11 protein-coding genes and 2 pseudogenes are annotated in these 15727 nt (G+C 71.6%); 12 read left to right on the top strand and 1 reads right to left on the bottom strand.

Going from position 1 to position 15727, the window contains the following annotated elements; genetic code table 11:
* The first annotated feature begins 153 nt into the window (after positions 1-153).
* From pruA to BM536_RS10350, 11 genes and pseudogenes are all read left to right on the top strand, one after another.
* Complete coding sequence (gene pruA / locus BM536_RS10400; RefSeq protein WP_073494443.1) at positions 154-1785, top strand: L-glutamate gamma-semialdehyde dehydrogenase; 1632 nt, start codon at positions 154-156, stop codon at positions 1783-1785.
* 74 nt (positions 1786-1859) lie between these two features.
* Complete coding sequence (locus BM536_RS10395; protein ID WP_073494445.1) at positions 1860-2720, top strand: alpha/beta fold hydrolase; 861 nt, start codon at positions 1860-1862, stop codon at positions 2718-2720.
* 795 nt (positions 2721-3515) lie between these two features.
* Positions 3516-3647 (top strand): hypothetical protein, encoded by a 132-nt coding sequence (locus BM536_RS43960; protein ID WP_094102833.1) that lies wholly within the window; start codon positions 3516-3518, stop codon positions 3645-3647.
* Positions 3648-3841: 194 nt separating this feature from the next.
* On the top strand, positions 3842-4885 hold the full coding sequence (locus BM536_RS10385; RefSeq protein WP_073500009.1) for a 3-isopropylmalate dehydrogenase: 1044 nt from the start codon (positions 3842-3844) through the stop codon (positions 4883-4885).
* Between the two features lie 246 nt (positions 4886-5131).
* Positions 5132-6220, top strand: a complete 1089-nt coding sequence (locus BM536_RS10380; protein ID WP_073500011.1) for a branched-chain amino acid aminotransferase — start codon at positions 5132-5134, stop codon at positions 6218-6220.
* A gap of 197 nt (positions 6221-6417) precedes the next feature.
* Positions 6418-7041, top strand: a pseudogene (gene ureA / locus BM536_RS42675) (urease subunit gamma); the annotation flags it as partial.
* A 213-nt stretch (positions 7042-7254) separates the two neighbouring features.
* Entirely contained in the window at positions 7255-8925 is a 1671-nt protein-coding gene (locus BM536_RS10375) for an urease subunit alpha (RefSeq protein ID WP_073499274.1), read from the top strand.
* Between the two features lie 11 nt (positions 8926-8936).
* The gene (locus tag BM536_RS10370; protein WP_073499276.1) at positions 8937-9974 is read left to right on the top strand and encodes an agmatine deiminase family protein; all 1038 of its coding nucleotides are present in this window, start codon (positions 8937-8939) and stop codon (positions 9972-9974) included.
* Between the two features lie 18 nt (positions 9975-9992).
* On the top strand, positions 9993-10604 hold the full coding sequence (locus tag BM536_RS10365) for a TetR/AcrR family transcriptional regulator (protein ID WP_073499278.1): 612 nt from the start codon (positions 9993-9995) through the stop codon (positions 10602-10604).
* Positions 10605-10886: 282 nt separating this feature from the next.
* Positions 10887-12491, top strand: a complete 1605-nt coding sequence (gene cimA, locus BM536_RS10355) for a citramalate synthase (RefSeq protein ID WP_073499280.1) — start codon at positions 10887-10889, stop codon at positions 12489-12491.
* A 128-nt stretch (positions 12492-12619) separates the two neighbouring features.
* Complete coding sequence (locus tag BM536_RS10350; protein WP_094102831.1) at positions 12620-13972, top strand: hypothetical protein; 1353 nt, start codon at positions 12620-12622, stop codon at positions 13970-13972.
* Between the two features lie 96 nt (positions 13973-14068).
* Here BM536_RS10350 and BM536_RS10345 read toward each other — a convergent pair.
* Positions 14069-14850, bottom strand: a pseudogene (locus tag BM536_RS10345) (serine protease).
* Between the two features lie 280 nt (positions 14851-15130).
* Between BM536_RS10345 and BM536_RS10340 the strand changes: the two are divergent.
* Positions 15131-15688, top strand: coding sequence for a YdeI/OmpD-associated family protein (locus BM536_RS10340; RefSeq protein ID WP_094102830.1), 558 nt, complete (start codon positions 15131-15133; stop codon positions 15686-15688).
* Positions 15689-15727: the final 39 nt, after the last annotated feature.

Here is a 15727-nt window from a genome sequence, read left to right as displayed (position 1 = left end):
TGCCGCGGTTTCCGCCGGGGGCCCGGGGGCGCTCCCCCGGGGAGGCGCGGCCTGCGGCGGCCCGCCGAGGAGCCGACGAGTCCGCGGTTCCTGGTACCAAGCATGCTCACCAAGGGCTGAACCACCACCGCTCACGAAGGAGTTACGGAAATCATGGACGCTGTGACCCAGGTCCCCACCCCCGTCAACGAGCCGGTGCACGGCTACGCCCCCGGCTCGCCCGAGCGGGTCCGGCTGGAGGCCAGGCTCAAGGAGCTGGCCGACAACCCGATCGACCTGCCGATGACCATCGGCGGCGAGAAGCGGATGGGCGGCGGCGAGCGCTTCGACGTCGTGCAGCCGCACAACCACAAGGCGCGCCTCGGCACCTACGCCAACGCCACCCGGCAGGACGCGCAGGACGCCATCGACGCGGCCCTCGCCGCCGCGCCCGCCTGGCGTGCGATGGCCTTCGACGACCGCGCCGCGATCATCCTGCGCGCCGCCGAACTGCTGGCCGGCCCCTGGCGCGAGACCCTCGCGGCCTCCACCATGCTCGGCCAGTCGAAGACCGCCCAGCAGGCCGAGATCGACACCCCCTGCGAACTGGTCGACTTCTGGCGCTTCAACGTCGCCTACGCCCGCCAGATCCTCGCCGAGCAGCCCCCGGCGAACTCGCCGGGCGTGTGGAACCGGCTGGACCACCGTCCGCTGGAGGGCTTCGTCTACGCGATCACGCCGTTCAACTTCACGGCCATCGCGGGCAACCTGCCCACCGCGCCCGCGCTGATGGGCAACGTGGTGGTCTGGAAGCCGTCCCCGACGCAGACCCACTCCGCCGTGCTGCTGATGCGGCTGCTGGAGGAGGCCGGGCTGCCCAAGGGCGTCATCAACCTCGTCACCGGCGACGGCATCGAGGTCTCCGAGGTCGCCCTCGAACACCGCGACCTGGCCGGCATCCACTTCACCGGCTCGACGAAGACCTTCCAGTACCTGTGGAAGACCGTCGGCGCCAACATCGAGAAGTACCGCTCCTACCCGCGTCTGGTCGGCGAGACCGGCGGCAAGGACTTCGTCGTCGCCCACCCGAGCGCCGACCCGGCCGTGCTGAAGACCGCCCTCACCCGCGGCGCCTTCGAGTACCAGGGCCAGAAGTGCTCGGCGACCTCGCGCGCGTACATCCCGGCGTCGATCTGGAACTCCGGCTTCAAGGAGGAGTTCGCCGCCGAGGTCGACTACCTCACCATGGGTGACGTGACCGACCTGTCGAACTTCCTCGGCGCGGTCATCGACGAGCGGGCCTTCGCCAAGAACAAGGCCGCGATCGACCGCGCGAAGGCCGACCCGGCCTGCACGATCGTCGCGGGCGGCAGCTACGACGACTCGGTCGGCTACTTCGTGCGCCCGACCGTCGTCGAGTGCACCGACCCGGAGAACGAGGTCTTCACGACCGAGTACTTCGGCCCGTTCCTCGCCGTGCACGTCTACGAGGACGACCGCTACGACGAGATGCTCACGCAGATGGAGTCGGTGTCCGACTACGCCCTCACCGGGTCGGTCATCGCGGGCGACCGAGCGGCGGCGGCCTACACGATGGAGAAGCTGCGCTACGCGGCCGGCAACTTCTACATCAACGACAAGTCGACCGGTGCCGTGGTCGGCCAGCAGCCCTTCGGCGGTGGCCGGGCCTCCGGTACCGACGACAAGGCCGGCGCCCCGCAGAACCTGATGCGCTGGACCCTGACCCGCGCCATCAAGGAGACGTTGGTCCCGCCGACCGACTACACCTACCCGCACATGGGCTGACAGCCCCCGTGCCCCGGACGGGCCAGGTCTTCCCCGACCTGGCGTCGGCGTGTCCGGGCGGGCAGACTGGCCGTATGACGTGGACCGAGGAGAAGGTGACGGCCGACGACGGGGCACGGCTGTGGACGGCACGTGCGGGCGAGGGCGAGCCACTGGTGCTGTGCCACGGAGGGCCCGGCCTGTGGGACATGTTCGACGACGTCGGCTCTGAACTCACCGACCGGGCCGCCGTGTTCCGCTGGGACCAGCGCGGCTGCGGGCGCTCGCAGCGCAGCGACGGCCCGTGGACGACCGAGCGGTTCGTGGCCGATCTGGACGCCGTGCGCGACCGCTTCGGCCTGACGAGAATGACGCTGCTCGGCCATTCCTGGGGCGCCCAGCTCGCGTTGAGCTACGCGCTCGCGCACCCGGAGCGGGTGAGCACGCTCATCTACGTCAGCGGGACCGGCATCGGGCCCGACGCCGACTGGCATCCGGCCTACCGGGAGAACTTCCTCGCCCGGCTCGGTGAGCACCCCGAACGGGTAGCCCGCTGGCGGGAGTTGACCGGCCGTCGCCTCTTCACCGACGAGGAGGCGCGGGAGCGTGCCGTACTCCAGTGGTCCGTCGAGTTCGAGGACCGCGAGCGGGCCCTGGAACACGCCGGGCGGATGGCCGACCCCTGGTTCGGGGTGGCCGCCGAGTGCAGCAAGGTCCTCAACGAGGAACGCAAGCGCGTCTGGGGCACGCCCGCGCTGTACACCGCCTGCGAGTCCCTCGACGTCCCCGTCGTGATCGTGGACGGGGCGCGGGACATCCGCCCGCGTTCGGCCGTGGACTCCCTGGAGCGGGCCCTTCCGGTGGTACGCCGGGTGACGCTGCCGACGGCCGGGCACCTGCCGTGGGCGGAGGACCCGGAGGGCTTCCGGGAGGCGGTCACCACGGCGATCCGCTGAGGCGCTGATCCGCTGATCCGCTGAGTTGCCGGTCGGCCGGCCCGCTGAGCCACTGACCCGCCGGTCCGCCGGGCCACTGACCCGCCGACTCGCGAGCCCGTTGACCCGCCGGTCCGCCGACCCGCCAGCCCGCCGAGCCGCTGACCCGCCAAGCCGCCGGTCCGGCGGACCGCCGAGCCACTGACCCATCGTTCCGCCGGTCCGCTGACCCACCGATCCGCTGACCCGCCGAGTCGACTCCGCGACAGGCTCAGCCGCGCACAGCGTGCCGATCGCCGCGCCGAGGTGAGTCGGAGTCGAGGGCCGCGGAGTGGCCGATGTGCCGAGTGAGGCGCCGGAACTTCTCCGGGTTCCCGCGCTGCCGCCCGGCCCTCGCCCGGGCAGCAGTCCTCCTTGGCACGGCCGGTGGGTGAAGGGCACCCGAGCCAACTCATGGCGTGTCCCGGCAGGGGTGACAAGCCTCAGACGCTAGACGTGCCCAGCCCCCGCGCCCGACAGCCGGGCGAAGCGGCCCATGGTCGATCAAGGGGTGACCTGGGTGCCTCCGGGCGCGTCTCAGATAGTAGGAAGTCCGAGTAATTGTAGAGACAGGCGCGGGCTCCTCCCTTAGTTTTGTAGGAGCCGAACGTCTCGCTCGACCAAGCGAATGGCGGTCGTGAGCCGGGCCCCGTGCAGGCAACCCCTGCGGGCACCGCTCCCCGGCCCATCTGGGGGCACCCCCCACGCCCTTGACGCAGTGGGGGAGTCTCGCAATCCCCGCCGCACTCCCCGGTTCTCGAATGGAGTCGATTTCCCATGGCCGAGACGACTGTCCGCCGCCGAGTCCGCCACATCCCCCGCACCAGCGAGTCCGACCGCAAGAACGCCGCCGCGGCCCTCCAGCGCGCCCTCGACCGCCGTGACAACGGCGGCGAGACCGGCCACTGACCGACCGTCGGCGGAATCAGGGTCACCGTCACCCCAGGTACCGGGAGCCGCTCCCGCACGGGGTGCGGTGCGGGCCCCGAACGGGACTTCGGGCCCCGCGCCGCACCCCGGACCGTTCACCGGTCCGGCCGCCTGTCGTGTCCGTATCGCGGACGGTCCATGTCATCCCATGGGACGCCGAGTAGGGTTCTCACATGTCTCGCAGCATCAATCTCGCAGTGATCCCCGGTGACGGCATCGGCCAGGAGGTCGTGGCCGAGGGTCTCAAGGTCCTCTCCGCCGTCCTTCCGCAGGATGTGAAGCTGGAGACCAAGGAGTTCGACTTCGGCGCCCGGCGCTACCACGCCACCGGTGAGACCCTCACCGACGCCGATCTCGACGCGCTCAAGAAGCACGACGCGATCCTGCTCGGCGCCATCGGCGACCCGTCGGTACCGTCCGGCGTCCTGGAGCGCGGCTTCCTGCTCAAGCTCCGCTTCGCCTTCGACCACCACGTCAACCTGCGGCCCAGCAAGCTGCTGCCGGGTGTGGAGACTCCCCTCAAGGGTGAGCCCGAGATCGACTTCGTGGTCGTCCGTGAAGGCACCGAGGGCCCGTACACCGGCAACGGCGGCACCATCCGCAAGGGCACCGAGCACGAGGTCGCCACCGAGGTCTCCGTGAACACGGCCTTCGGTGTCGAGCGCGTCGTGCGGGACGCCTTCGCCCGCGCCCAGGCCCGCCCCCGCAAGAAGCTCGCGCTGATCCACAAGAACAACGTGCTGACCTTCGCGGGTCACCTGTGGACCAACGTCTTCAACAAGGTGGCCGAGGAGTTCCCCGAGGTCACCACCGAGTACATGCACGTGGACGCGGCGACCATCTACCTGGTCACCCAGCCCCAGCGCTTCGACGTGATCGTCACCGACAACCTCTTCGGCGACATCATCACCGACCTCGCCGCGGCCGTCTCCGGAGGCATCGGTGTCGCCGCGAGCGGCAACATCAACCCCTCCGGCGACTTCCCGTCCATGTTCGAGCCCGTGCACGGCTCGGCCCCGGACATCGCGGGCCAGGGCAAGGCCGACCCCACCGCCACGGTCCTGTCCGTCGCCCTCCTGCTGCGCCACCTCGGCCACGAGTCCGAGGCCGCCCGCATCGAGGACGCGGTCTCCGCCGACCTCGCGGAGCGCACGGGCAAGCCGGCCCGCTCCACCACCGAGATCGGCGACGCGCTCGCCGTACGAGTAGCCGGCTGACGCCCGCGCCACCTCGAAACCATTCGAAGCCGCCGGGTCGCATCCGCACCCGGCGGCTTTCGCATGTCCCCCGCCGGGTGCCACCATCGATCCCGGGCCGCCATTCACCCTGTTTCTTCCACCGCCGATCCCGCGCGATAATCGAACGCGGAGCCGCGGAGTGAGGGAATGCTCGGACGTCCTAGCACTGGGCGTACAGGAACGAAAGCGGCCCGTCACTACAACACCGGTGAAGGACAACCACTCATGACGACGCCCACGATCGAGCTCAAGCCCTCCGCCGGCCCGCTCTCCGACGCCGAGCGCACGGCGATCCTGGCGAACCCCGGGTTCGGCCGCCACTTCACCGACCACATGGTGACGATCAAGTGGACCGAGGGCCGCGGCTGGCACGACGGCCAGCTCGTCCCGTACGCGCCGATCCCGCTCGACCCGGCGACAAACGTCCTGCACTACGCCCAGGAGATCTTCGAGGGCCTCAAGGCGTACCGCCGCCCCGACGGCTCCGTGGCCACCTTCCGCCCGGACCAGAACGCCAAGCGCTTCCAGCGCTCCGCCCGTCGCCTCGCCATGCCCGAGCTGCCGGTCGAGACGTTCGTCGAGGCCTGCGACGCGCTGATCCGCCAGGACCAGGACTGGGTGCCCGCGCACGGCGGCGAGGAGTCCCTCTACCTGCGCCCCTTCATGATCGCGACCGAGGTCGGCCTGGGTGTGAAGCCCGCCAACGAGTACCTGTTCCTCGTCATCGCCTCCCCGGCCGGCGCCTACTTCGCCGGCGGGGTGAAGCCGGTCTCCATCTGGGTCTCCGAGGACCGGGTCCGCGCCGTCCCCGGCGGCATGGGCGACGCCAAGACGGGCGGCAACTACGCGGCCTCCCTGCTCGCCCAGGCCGAGGCCGCCGCCAAGGGCTGCGACCAGGTCTGCTACCTCGACGCGGTCGAGCACCGCTGGATCGAGGAACTCGGCGGCATGAACCTGTACTTCGTGTACGGCGACAAGATCGTCACGCCCACCCTGACCGGCTCCATCCTGGAGGGCGTCACCCGTGACTCCCTCCTCCAGGTCGCCCGTGACCTCGGCTTCGAGTCGGAGGAGAGCCGCGTCTCCCTCGAGCAGTGGCAGGCCGACGCCGCCGACGGCACCCTGACGGAGGTCTTCGCCTGCGGTACGGCCGCGGTCATCACCCCCGTCGGTACCGTCAAGCGCGCCGGGGGCGAGTGGCAGCACTCCGGCGGCGAGCCCGGCCCGGTCACCCTGAAGCTGCGCGAGGCGCTCCTCGACATCCAGCGCGGGACGGCCGAGGACCGGCACGGCTGGATGCACGAGATCGGCTAGACCGCACCAGACGCGCGAAAGGGCCGCCCCGGACTGCCTGTCCGGGGCGGCCCTTTCATGTGCCGACCTCGTTTTAGAGCAACACTCTATGTGAGATGCCCTGTATCCGCCCTGTACCTCTTCCAGCCCCTGGTGCATTCAGCTAATCTGGTTTAGAGCGACGCTCTAATTTCAGGGATGCGAGGAGGTGTCGAGGCGTGCGACTGACCCCGACGGAACGTGACCGGCTGCTGCTGTTCGGTGCCGCCGAACTGGCCCGCGCCCGCCGTGCCCGGGGCCTGCGGCTGAACGTGCCGGAGGCGACCGCGCTGATCGCGGACACCGTCTGTGAGGCCGCCCGCGACGGCGCCCGGCTCGCCGAGGCGATCGAGCGTGCCCGTACGGTCCTCGGCCCCGACGACGTGCTGCCGGGCGTCGCCGACATCGTCACCGAGGTGCACGTCGAGGCCGTCTTCGAGGACGGATCCCGGCTCGCGGTGGTCTCCGAACCGATCGGGGGCGGTCTCGGCGCCGGGGCCCCCGGCGCGCTGCTGCCGGGGCCCGAACACGCCGAGCCGGCGGCGGCGGTCCTGCTGACGGTCACCAACACCGCGGCCGTGCCCGTCTCCGTCACCTCGCACTTCCACTTCTTCGAGGCCAACCCCCGCCTCGACTTCGACCGCCCGGCCGCCTACGGCATGCGGCTCGCCGTCCCCGCCGGTTCCTCCGTCCGCTTCGGGCCGGGTGAGCGCGGCGAGGTGGGGCTGGTCCCCATCGGGGGCGACCGGATCGCGATCGGCTTCGCCGGACTGGTCGACGGGCCCCTGGACGCCCCGGGCGCACGCGAGGAGCCTGCGCAGGGCCACGGCCTGCGGGACCCGGGCAGGCGGGACCGGGGCGGCCGGGACCGGGGCGGCCGGCACCGAGGCAGCCGGGACCCGGGCAGGCGGGACCGGGGCGGCCGGTACCGAGGAAGTCAGGACCGGGGCAATCAGGGCCGAGGCGGCCGAGGCGGCCGAGGCGGCCGAGGCGGCCGAGACCGAGGGAGTCACGCCGTGAATCCGTACGAGTACGCCGCCACGCACGGGCCGCGCGCGGGTGACCGTGTCCGGCTCGGTGACTCGGGGCTGGTCGTCCGTGTCGAGTCCGACTCCCAGCGCCCCGGCGACGAGTTCCTCGCCGGGTTCGGCAAGACCGCCCGCGACGGACTGCATCTCAAGGCCGCGGCGGTGCGCGAGACCTGTGACGTCGTGATCAGCAATGTCGTCGTGATCGACGCCGTGCAGGGCATCCGGAAGGTGTCCATCGGCATCCGCGAGGGCCGGATCCGCGCGATCGGGCGGGCCGGGAACCCCGACACCCTCGACGGGGTCGACGTGGTCGTCGGCACCGGGACCTCGATCGTCTCCGGCGAGGGGTTGATCGCCACCGCCGGTGCCGTCGACACGCATGTCCACCTGCTGTCGCCGCGGATCATGGAGGCCTCGCTGGCCTCCGGCGTGACCACGGTCATCGGGCAGGAGTTCGGGCCGGTGTGGGGCGTCGGCGTCAACTCGCCCTGGGCCCTGCGGCACGCGTTCAACGCCTTCGACGCCTGGCCGGTCAACATCGGCTTCCTGGGCCGGGGTTCGTCCTCCTCTCCGGCCCCTCTGGTGGAGGCGCTCGCCGAGGGCGGCGCGTCCGGATTCAAGGTGCACGAGGACATGGGCGCCCACACCCGGGCGCTGGACACGGCGTTGCGGGTGGCCGAGGAACACGACGTCCAGGTCGCCCTGCACAGCGACGGTCTGAACGAGTGCCTGTCCGTCGAGGACACCCTGCGCGTGCTGGAGGGCCGTACGATCCACGCCTTCCACATCGAGGGCTGCGGCGGCGGACACGTGCCGAACGTGCTGAAGATGGCGGGCGTCGCCAACGTCATCGGCTCCTCCACCAACCCCACCCTGCCCTTCGGCCGGGACGCGGTCGCCGAGCACTACGGCATGATCGTCTCCGTCCACGACCTGAAGACCGACCTGCCCGGCGACGCCGCCATGGCCCGCGACCGCATCCGCGCCGCAACCATGGGCGCCGAGGACGTCCTGCACGACCTGGGCGCGATCGGCATCACCTCCTCCGACGCGCAGGGCATGGGCCGGGCCGGCGAGACCGTCCGCCGTACGTTCGCCATGGCCGGGAAGATGAAGGCCGAGTTCGGCGCCCCGGACGAGCACGACAACGAGCGCGTCCTGCGCTACATGGCCAAGCTGACGATCAACCCGGCCATCGCGCACGGGCTGTCGCACGAGGTCGGCTCCATCGAGACCGGCAAGCTCGCCGACATCGTGCTGTGGCGCCCCGAGTACTTCGGGGCCAAGCCGCAGCTCGTCCTCAAGTCGGGCTTCCCGGCGTACGGCGTCGTCGGCGACCCCAACGCGGCCACCGACACCTGCGAACCCCTCGTCCTGGGACCGCAGTTCGGCGCGTACGGCGCCACACCCGCCGACCTCTCGGTGGCGTTCGTCGCGCGGGCCGCGCTGGACCAGGGCAACGACACGATGCCGACCCGGCGTCGCAGGGTCGCCGTCCGCGGCACCCGCGGTATCGGCCCCGCCGACCTGCGGCTCAACTCCCGTACCGGAGCGGTGGACGTCGACCAGCGGACCGGCCTGGTCACTCTCGACGGAGAGCCGGTCCGCTCGGAGCCGGCCGATTCCGTCTCCCTCAACCGCCTCTACTTCCTGTAAGGACCTCCCCGATGAGCAAGGCTGCCGCCGACGGCTTCCGGATGCCGGCCGAATGGACCCCGCACGAGCGCACCTGGATGGCGTGGCCCGGCCCCAACCCCACCTTCGACGATCCCGAGGACCTCGCCGCCTCCCGCGCCGCCTGGGCGTCGGTGGCCCGTACGGTCCGCCGCTTCGAGCCGGTGACGGTGGTGTGCGGACCGGGCCAGTCGGCGAAGGCCAGGGACCTGCTGGGTGCGGGCGTCGACACCGTCGAACGGGAACTCGACGACGCGTGGATGCGTGACATCGGCCCCACCTTCCTCACGAACGGCCGTGAACTGGCCGCCGTGGACTGGACGTTCAACGGCTGGGGCGCCCAGCACTGGGCCCGCTGGGAGCACGACGCGAAGATCGCCGCGTACGTCTCGGACCTCGCGGGGGCGAAGACGTACGCCTCGGGGCTGGTCAACGAGGGCGGGGCGATCCACGTCGACGGCGAGGGGACGGTGCTGCTGACGGAGACCGTGCACCTCGGCCCCGAGCGCAACCCGCACTGGTCGAAGGAGGAGGTGGAGGCGGAGATCCACGCCCAGCTCGGCACCCGCAAGGCGATCTGGCTGCCCCGCGGCCTCACCGGCGACTACCCCCCGCACGGCTTCGGCACCCTGGGCCATGTGGACATCGTGGCCGCGTTCGCCCGGCCCGGCGTGGTGGTGGCCCACCACCAGCCGGACCCGGCGCACCCGGACCACGAGGTGACGAAGGAGGTCATCGGCCTGCTGAAGGCGCGGACCGACGCGCGGGGCCGCCGCCTGGAGGTCGTCGAGGTACCGGCGCCCACCGTCCTGGAGGCCGACGGCCACTGGGCCGACTACTCCTACATCAACCACTACCTCTGCAACGGCGGGGTCGTCCTGTGCGGCTTCGACGACCCGCGCGACGAGATCGCCGCGGGCATCTTCCGCCGGCTGTTCCCGGACCGCACGGTGACGCTGGTCGACGCCCGTACGATCTTTGCCGGTGGCGGTGGCATCCACTGCATCACCCAACAGCAGCCGAAGACCTAGAGGACGTGGGGTGGCCCGATGGCCGGTGCGGCACGTGAGCGCAGGCACGCCCCGCCCCGCGCGGACGTCCTCGCCGCCGCCATGGCGATGATCGCCGAGCGCGGCCTGGAGAAGCTCACCATGGCGGCGCTCGGGCGCGAGGTCGGGATGAGCAGCGGGCACCTCCTCTACTACTTCCGCTCCAAGGACGAACTCCTCCTCCAGGCCCTGGAGTGGAGCGAGGGCCGCCTCGGCGCCGAGCGCGGCCGACTGCTGACCGGCCCGGCAACCGCCCGCGAGCGGCTGGACGCCTACGTCGACCTGTACGTCCCCGCCGGCCACCGCGACCCGCACTGGACCCTGTGGCTGGAGGTCTGGAACCGCTCGCAGAGCGCTGCCGCCGACACGGACGCCCGCGACCGGCAGGCGGCAATCGAGGGTGCCTGGCACCGCGACCTGGTGGCGCTGCTCGCCGAGGGCGTCTCGCGCGGCGAGTTCCGCCCGGTCGACCCCGACCGGTTCGCCGCCCGGCTGCGCGCCCTGCTCGACGGCTTCTCCATCCATGTGGCGGTCGGGCTGCGCGGCGCCGACCGCGAGCAGGTCATCGGGCATGTGACGGAGTTCGTCACGGACGCCCTGCTCGTATCCTGAGACAGTCGGTGACCGCCGGGCTGCCCTGTGTCAGACTCCCCCCGTGCTCTCGTTCGCCACGATTATTGGCAGCAGGCGCGCCGGTCCGCAGTGACCGCCACGTACGACCAGGTACGGGCGGCCATCGTGTCCTCGACCCGCGCGCAGACCTCTCGCTACCCGCGAGGGGTTTTTCGTTTTCCTGGCCCACCTTCAGCCGGGAGACAAGCGCGAGGGACCATGGGGGGACGGTGGAGCCGGTCATTCCGGTAGACCGAGATCCAAAACAGGAGCCTTGAGACCATGACGGAAACCAGCGAGCTCGACGACTCGTTCCACGTCTTCGACACCACCCTGCGCGACGGCGCCCAGCGCGAGGGCATCAACCTCACGGTCGCCGACAAGCTCGTGATCGCACGGCACCTGGACGAGTTCGGCGTCGGCTTCATCGAGGGCGGCTGGCCCGGCGCCAACCCGCGCGACACCGAGTTCTTCGCCCGCGCGCGGCAGGAGTTCGACTTCCAGCACGCCAAGCTCGTCGCCTTCGGCGCCACCCGCCGGGCCGGCGCCAAGGCCTCCGAGGACCCCCAGGTCAAGGCGTTGCTCGACGCGGGCGCCGACGTGATCACGCTGGTCGCCAAGTCGCACGACCGGCATGTGGAGCTGGCCCTGCGCACCACGCTCGACGAGAACCTGGCGATGGTCAGTGACACCGTGTCCTTCCTGAAGGGCCAGGGCCGCCGCGTCTTCGTCGACTGCGAGCACTTCTTCGACGGCTACCGCGCGAACCCCGAGTACGCCAAGGCCGTCGTCCGCGCCGCCGCGGAGGCCGGCGCCGACGTCGTCGTCCTGTGCGACACCAACGGCGGCATGCTCCCCGCGCAGATCCAGGCCGTCGTCTCCACCGTCCTCGCCGACACCGGTGCCCGCCTCGGCATCCACACCCAGGACGACACCGGCTGCGCGGTCGCCAACACCCTCGCCGCCGTCGACGCCGGCGCCACCCACGTGCAGTGCACGGCCAACGGCTACGGCGAGCGCGTCGGCAACGCCAACCTGTTCCCGGTCGTCGCCGCCCTGGAGCTGAAGTACGGCAAGAAGGTGCTGCCCGAGGGACGGCTGCGCGAGATGACCCGCATCTCGCACGCCATCGCAGAGGTCGTCAACCTCGCGCCCTCCACGCACCAGCCGTACGTCGGTGTCTCCGCCTTCGCCCACAAGGCCGGCCTGCACGCCTCCGCGATCAAGGTCGACCCGGACCTGTACCAGCACATCGACCCCGAGCTGGTCGGCAACACCATGCGGATGCTGGTCTCCGACATGGCGGGCCGCGCCTCGGTCGAGCTGAAGGGCAAGGAACTCGGCATCGACCTCGGCGGCGACCGCGAACTGGTCGGCCGGGTCGTCGACCGGGTCAAGGAGCGTGAGCTGAAGGGCTACACCTACGAGGCGGCCGACGCCAGCTTCGAGCTGCTGCTGCGCGCCGAGGTCGAGGGCCGGCCCCTGAAGTACTTCGACGTCGAGTCCTGGCGGGCCATCGTCGAGGACCGCCCCGACGGCAGCCACGCCAACGAGGCCACCGTCAAACTGTGGGCCAAGGGCGAGCGCATCGTCGCCACCGCCGAGGGCAACGGCCCGGTCAACGCCCTCGACCGGTCCCTCCGCGTGGCCCTGGAGAAGATCTACCCCCAGCTCGCCAAGCTCGACCTGGTGGACTACAAGGTCCGCATCCTGGAGGGCGTCCACGGCACCCAGTCCACGACCCGCGTCCTCATCTCCACCACCGACGGCAGCGGCGAGTGGTCCACGGTGGGTGTCGCGGAGAACGTGATCGCCGCGTCCTGGCAGGCCCTGGAGGACGCCTACACCTACGGACTGCTGCGGGCGGGGGTGACCCCGGCCGAATAGGCCGGAGCCGCCGGAGTCCCCGAATCGTCCGTCACGTCGAGATGCCCGCAGGGGCCCGGTCGTCGTCCCGCAGGCATAATCCCACTCCGGCTGCCCTACTTTGCCCCTGTTCGGGGTAACTTCGAAGTATGAAGGTCGCACTTTCGACCCGAGGCTTCGCCGGACTGCTGCTCGCGCTGGCGCTCGCCGCCCTGACCCTGGTGGTGGCGGGTGCCCCGCGCGCCGCGGCCGACACCAGTGTGTCGACGATCGCCGCGGCCCTGCGCGAGAGCCCCGTCTACGTCGACCCTGCGGCGTCCGCCGAGTTCTCGCAGGCGGACGCCCAAGCCCTGCGGAAGAAGATCGAGGACGCCGACAAGCCCGTCTTCGTCGCGGTCCTCCCGGCCGGGCACCCGACCGAGAACCTCTTCAGCGACCTGCGCACCGCCACCGGCGTGACCGGCCTCTACGCGGTCCGCCTCGGCGACCGCTTCGACGCCCGCGCCGACTCCTCCGTCCTGCCGACGGCGGCCGTGCGCAACCTCGTCAGCAGCGTCCAGGGCCAGAACGACCCGGCGGCCCAGCTCGACGCCTTCACCGACCGGGCCGTCGCCAACATGGGCGGCTCGGCCCCCGCGGGCTGGGACTCCTCGGGCGGCGGCGTGTCGACGACGGGCCTGGTCACCGCGGGCGTCCTCGTCGCAGTGGGCGGCGCCGGCGCGTACACGCTCGTACGACGCAACCGCAGGCGGCACGCGGACGAGCAGCGGGCCGCCCTCGAACGGCTCCGGGTCGTCGTCGACGAGGACATCACCGCCTTCGGTGAGGAACTCGACCGGCTCGACTTCCACCCGGCCGAACCCGGCGCCGACGACGCGATGCGCGGCGACTACGAGCACGCCCTCGACGCCTACGAGAAGGCCAAGTCGTCCATGGCCGACGCGACGAGACCGGAGGACGTGCGCCCCGTCACCGAGACCCTGGAGGACGGCCGCTTCGCCCTGGCCCGGCTCGCCGCCCGCCGGACCGGCCAACCCCTGCCCGAACGCCGCCCGCCCTGCTTCTTCGACCCGCGCCACGGGCCCTCCGTCGCCGACGCCACCTGGACCCCGCCCGGCGGCGCCACCCGCGAGGTCCCGGTCTGCGCGGCGGACCGCACCCGCCTGGCGGACGGCCGCGATCCCGTGGTCCGCGAGGTCGACACCGACTACGGCCGCCGCCCCTACTGGGAGGCGGGCCCGGCCTACGGTCCCTGGGCGGGCGGCTACTTCGGCGGCGGCCTGCTGCCCGGCCTGCTCGTCGGCACCATGCTCGGCAGCCTGATGGCCACCCCCGCCTACGCCTCCGACTACGGCAGCGGCTACGGCGACTTCGGCGGCGGCTACGAGGGCGGCGACGTGTCCGGCGCGGACTTCGACACCGGCAGCTTCGGCGACTTCGGCGGCGGGGGAGGGGACTTCGGCGGCGGCGGAGGCGGAGGGGACTTCGGCGGAGGCTTCTGACCGCGGGCACAGGTACGGCACGCGCACGGGCCCGGCGATGACGCGCCGGCCGTGGACGTCGTACGAAGGGATGCGCAGGGGTCGGTCGGACGCGGGTCAGAGAGAGGCCGCCGCCGAGGCGATGGCCGGGGCGAACGTGGAGACCTCGCTGTAGACGCCAGGTGCGTTGGGCCGGGCGCAGCCGATGCCCCAGCTGACGATGCCGACCTGGATCCAGGCGTTGGCCGCGTCCCGGCGGAACATCGGGCCGCCCGAGTCGCCCTGGCAGGTGTCGACGCCACCGGCCGCGTATCCGGCGCAGATCTCGTCGCTCGCGATCAGGCCGCTGTAACCGCTGTAGGAACGGCAGGTTGCGTCACTGACGAACGGCACGGTCGCCTTCAGCATGTACCGCTGCTGGGAGCCGCCCTCGGTGGCCGAACCCCAGCCCGCCACGGTGAAGGTGCCGGTGTTGTACTGCGTGGTGGTGGCGATCTTCAGCGTCGGCAGGTTGATGGGCTGCGCGAGCTTGATGAGCGCCCAGTCCTTGCCGTTGCCGTTGTAGCCGGGGGCCCGGTACACGTACGTGGAGCGGACCTGGACGCGGCCGGTGGTGGACTGGAGGTCCACGACGCCGGCGGTGGCGGTGATGCTCGTGTTGGCGCCGGTCGAGCCCACGCAGTGCGCGGCGGTGAGCACGATCTGCTGGGTGTAGAGCGCGCGCCGCAGCCCATCGAGAGCCGGACCATGAACGGGAACTCGCCCTGCGCGGCGCGGGTTCCGCCCACGACGGGCGAGGGGGCGGCCTGGGCGGACGAGACGGGCTGAAGGCTGGCGATCGCGAGGGCGGCGGCGCCGACGGCCGCGAGTCTCTTGAGCGCGGTGAGGAGATTCTTCAACGTGGTGCCTTCCGTGGGGGGTCGACCCGGTGTCGGAGGGTCGGGTGTGTGGGGATCCGGTGGTGCCCGAAACACAGAATTGACGCGTGCATGACAACCACAGCAACAAAGAAGTGCCTTTTGCTGGCATGGGCAGGTCAAATCTGTTGTCGGATTATGAGAACGCCGTAAGCCTTCGCACAAGGGGTGTGATTCGGCCACATCCGACGACCCCGAACCGGGCGGAACCCCGGGGACTTCTAGGACGGAAGCTGTCCTAGAAGGCTCCTATGCTGCCCCCATGACCGAGCCCGTCACCCCCCTCGCGTTCCCCACCGCCGCCGCCCTGGACTCCTGGCTCACCGCGCACCCGGCGCCCCACCCCGGCCTCTGGGTCCAGGTCGCCAAGAAGGGTTCCGGAGTGGAGTCCGTCACCGCAGCCGAGGTCAACGACGTGGCCCTGTGCCACGGCTGGATCACCGGGCAGCGCAAGGGCCTCGACGAGGCGTCGTTCCTCCAGCGGATCACCCCGCGCAGGCCTGGCAGCCTCTGGTCCGCGGTCAACGTGCACCGGGTGGAGGAGCTGACCGCGGCCGGGCGGATGCGGCCCGCCGGTCTCGCCGAGGTGACGGCGGCACAGGCCGACGGCCGGTGGGCGGCGGCGTACGCCTCGCAGCAGGACGCCACCGTCCCAGCGGAACTCGCGGCCGCCCTGGAGCGCAGTCCGCGGGCCCGCGCCGCCTTCGACCGCCTGGGCCGCACCGACCGCTATCTCGCCATGCTCGGCGTGCTCCGCGCCCGGTCCCCGGAGCGGCGGTCGGCTCAGGTGGCCGCGGCGGTCGCGAAGCTGGAGGGGTGAAGCGGGCGAAGGAGGTCGGGGGAAGCAGGGGCTCGGGGG

The sequence above is a fragment of the Streptomyces phaeoluteigriseus genome (assembly GCF_001896135.2).
GTDB lineage: Bacteria > Actinomycetota > Actinomycetes > Streptomycetales > Streptomycetaceae > Streptomyces > Streptomyces phaeoluteigriseus.
This window is presented reverse-complemented; position numbering and strand designations above follow the sequence as displayed.

Bases quoted from the DNA above. Each gene is read 5' to 3' on its own strand.
- BM536_RS10385 (WP_073500009.1), top strand. From the start codon at position 3,842: ATGTCTCGCAGCATCAATCTCGCAGTGATCCCCGGTGACGGCATCGGC.
- cimA (WP_073499280.1), top strand. From the start codon at position 10,887: ATGACGGAAACCAGCGAGCTCGACGACTCGTTCCACGTCTTCGACACC.
- BM536_RS10365 (WP_073499278.1), top strand. From the start codon at position 9,993: ATGGCCGGTGCGGCACGTGAGCGCAGGCACGCCCCGCCCCGCGCGGAC.
- BM536_RS10340 (WP_094102830.1), top strand. From the start codon at position 15,131: ATGACCGAGCCCGTCACCCCCCTCGCGTTCCCCACCGCCGCCGCCCTG.
- BM536_RS10395 (WP_073494445.1), top strand. From the start codon at position 1,860: ATGACGTGGACCGAGGAGAAGGTGACGGCCGACGACGGGGCACGGCTG.
- pruA (WP_073494443.1), top strand. From the start codon at position 154: ATGGACGCTGTGACCCAGGTCCCCACCCCCGTCAACGAGCCGGTGCAC.
- BM536_RS43960 (WP_094102833.1), top strand. From the start codon at position 3,516: ATGGCCGAGACGACTGTCCGCCGCCGAGTCCGCCACATCCCCCGCACC.
- BM536_RS10370 (WP_073499276.1), top strand. From the start codon at position 8,937: ATGAGCAAGGCTGCCGCCGACGGCTTCCGGATGCCGGCCGAATGGACC.
- BM536_RS10380 (WP_073500011.1), top strand. From the start codon at position 5,132: ATGACGACGCCCACGATCGAGCTCAAGCCCTCCGCCGGCCCGCTCTCC.
- BM536_RS10350 (WP_094102831.1), top strand. From the start codon at position 12,620: ATGAAGGTCGCACTTTCGACCCGAGGCTTCGCCGGACTGCTGCTCGCG.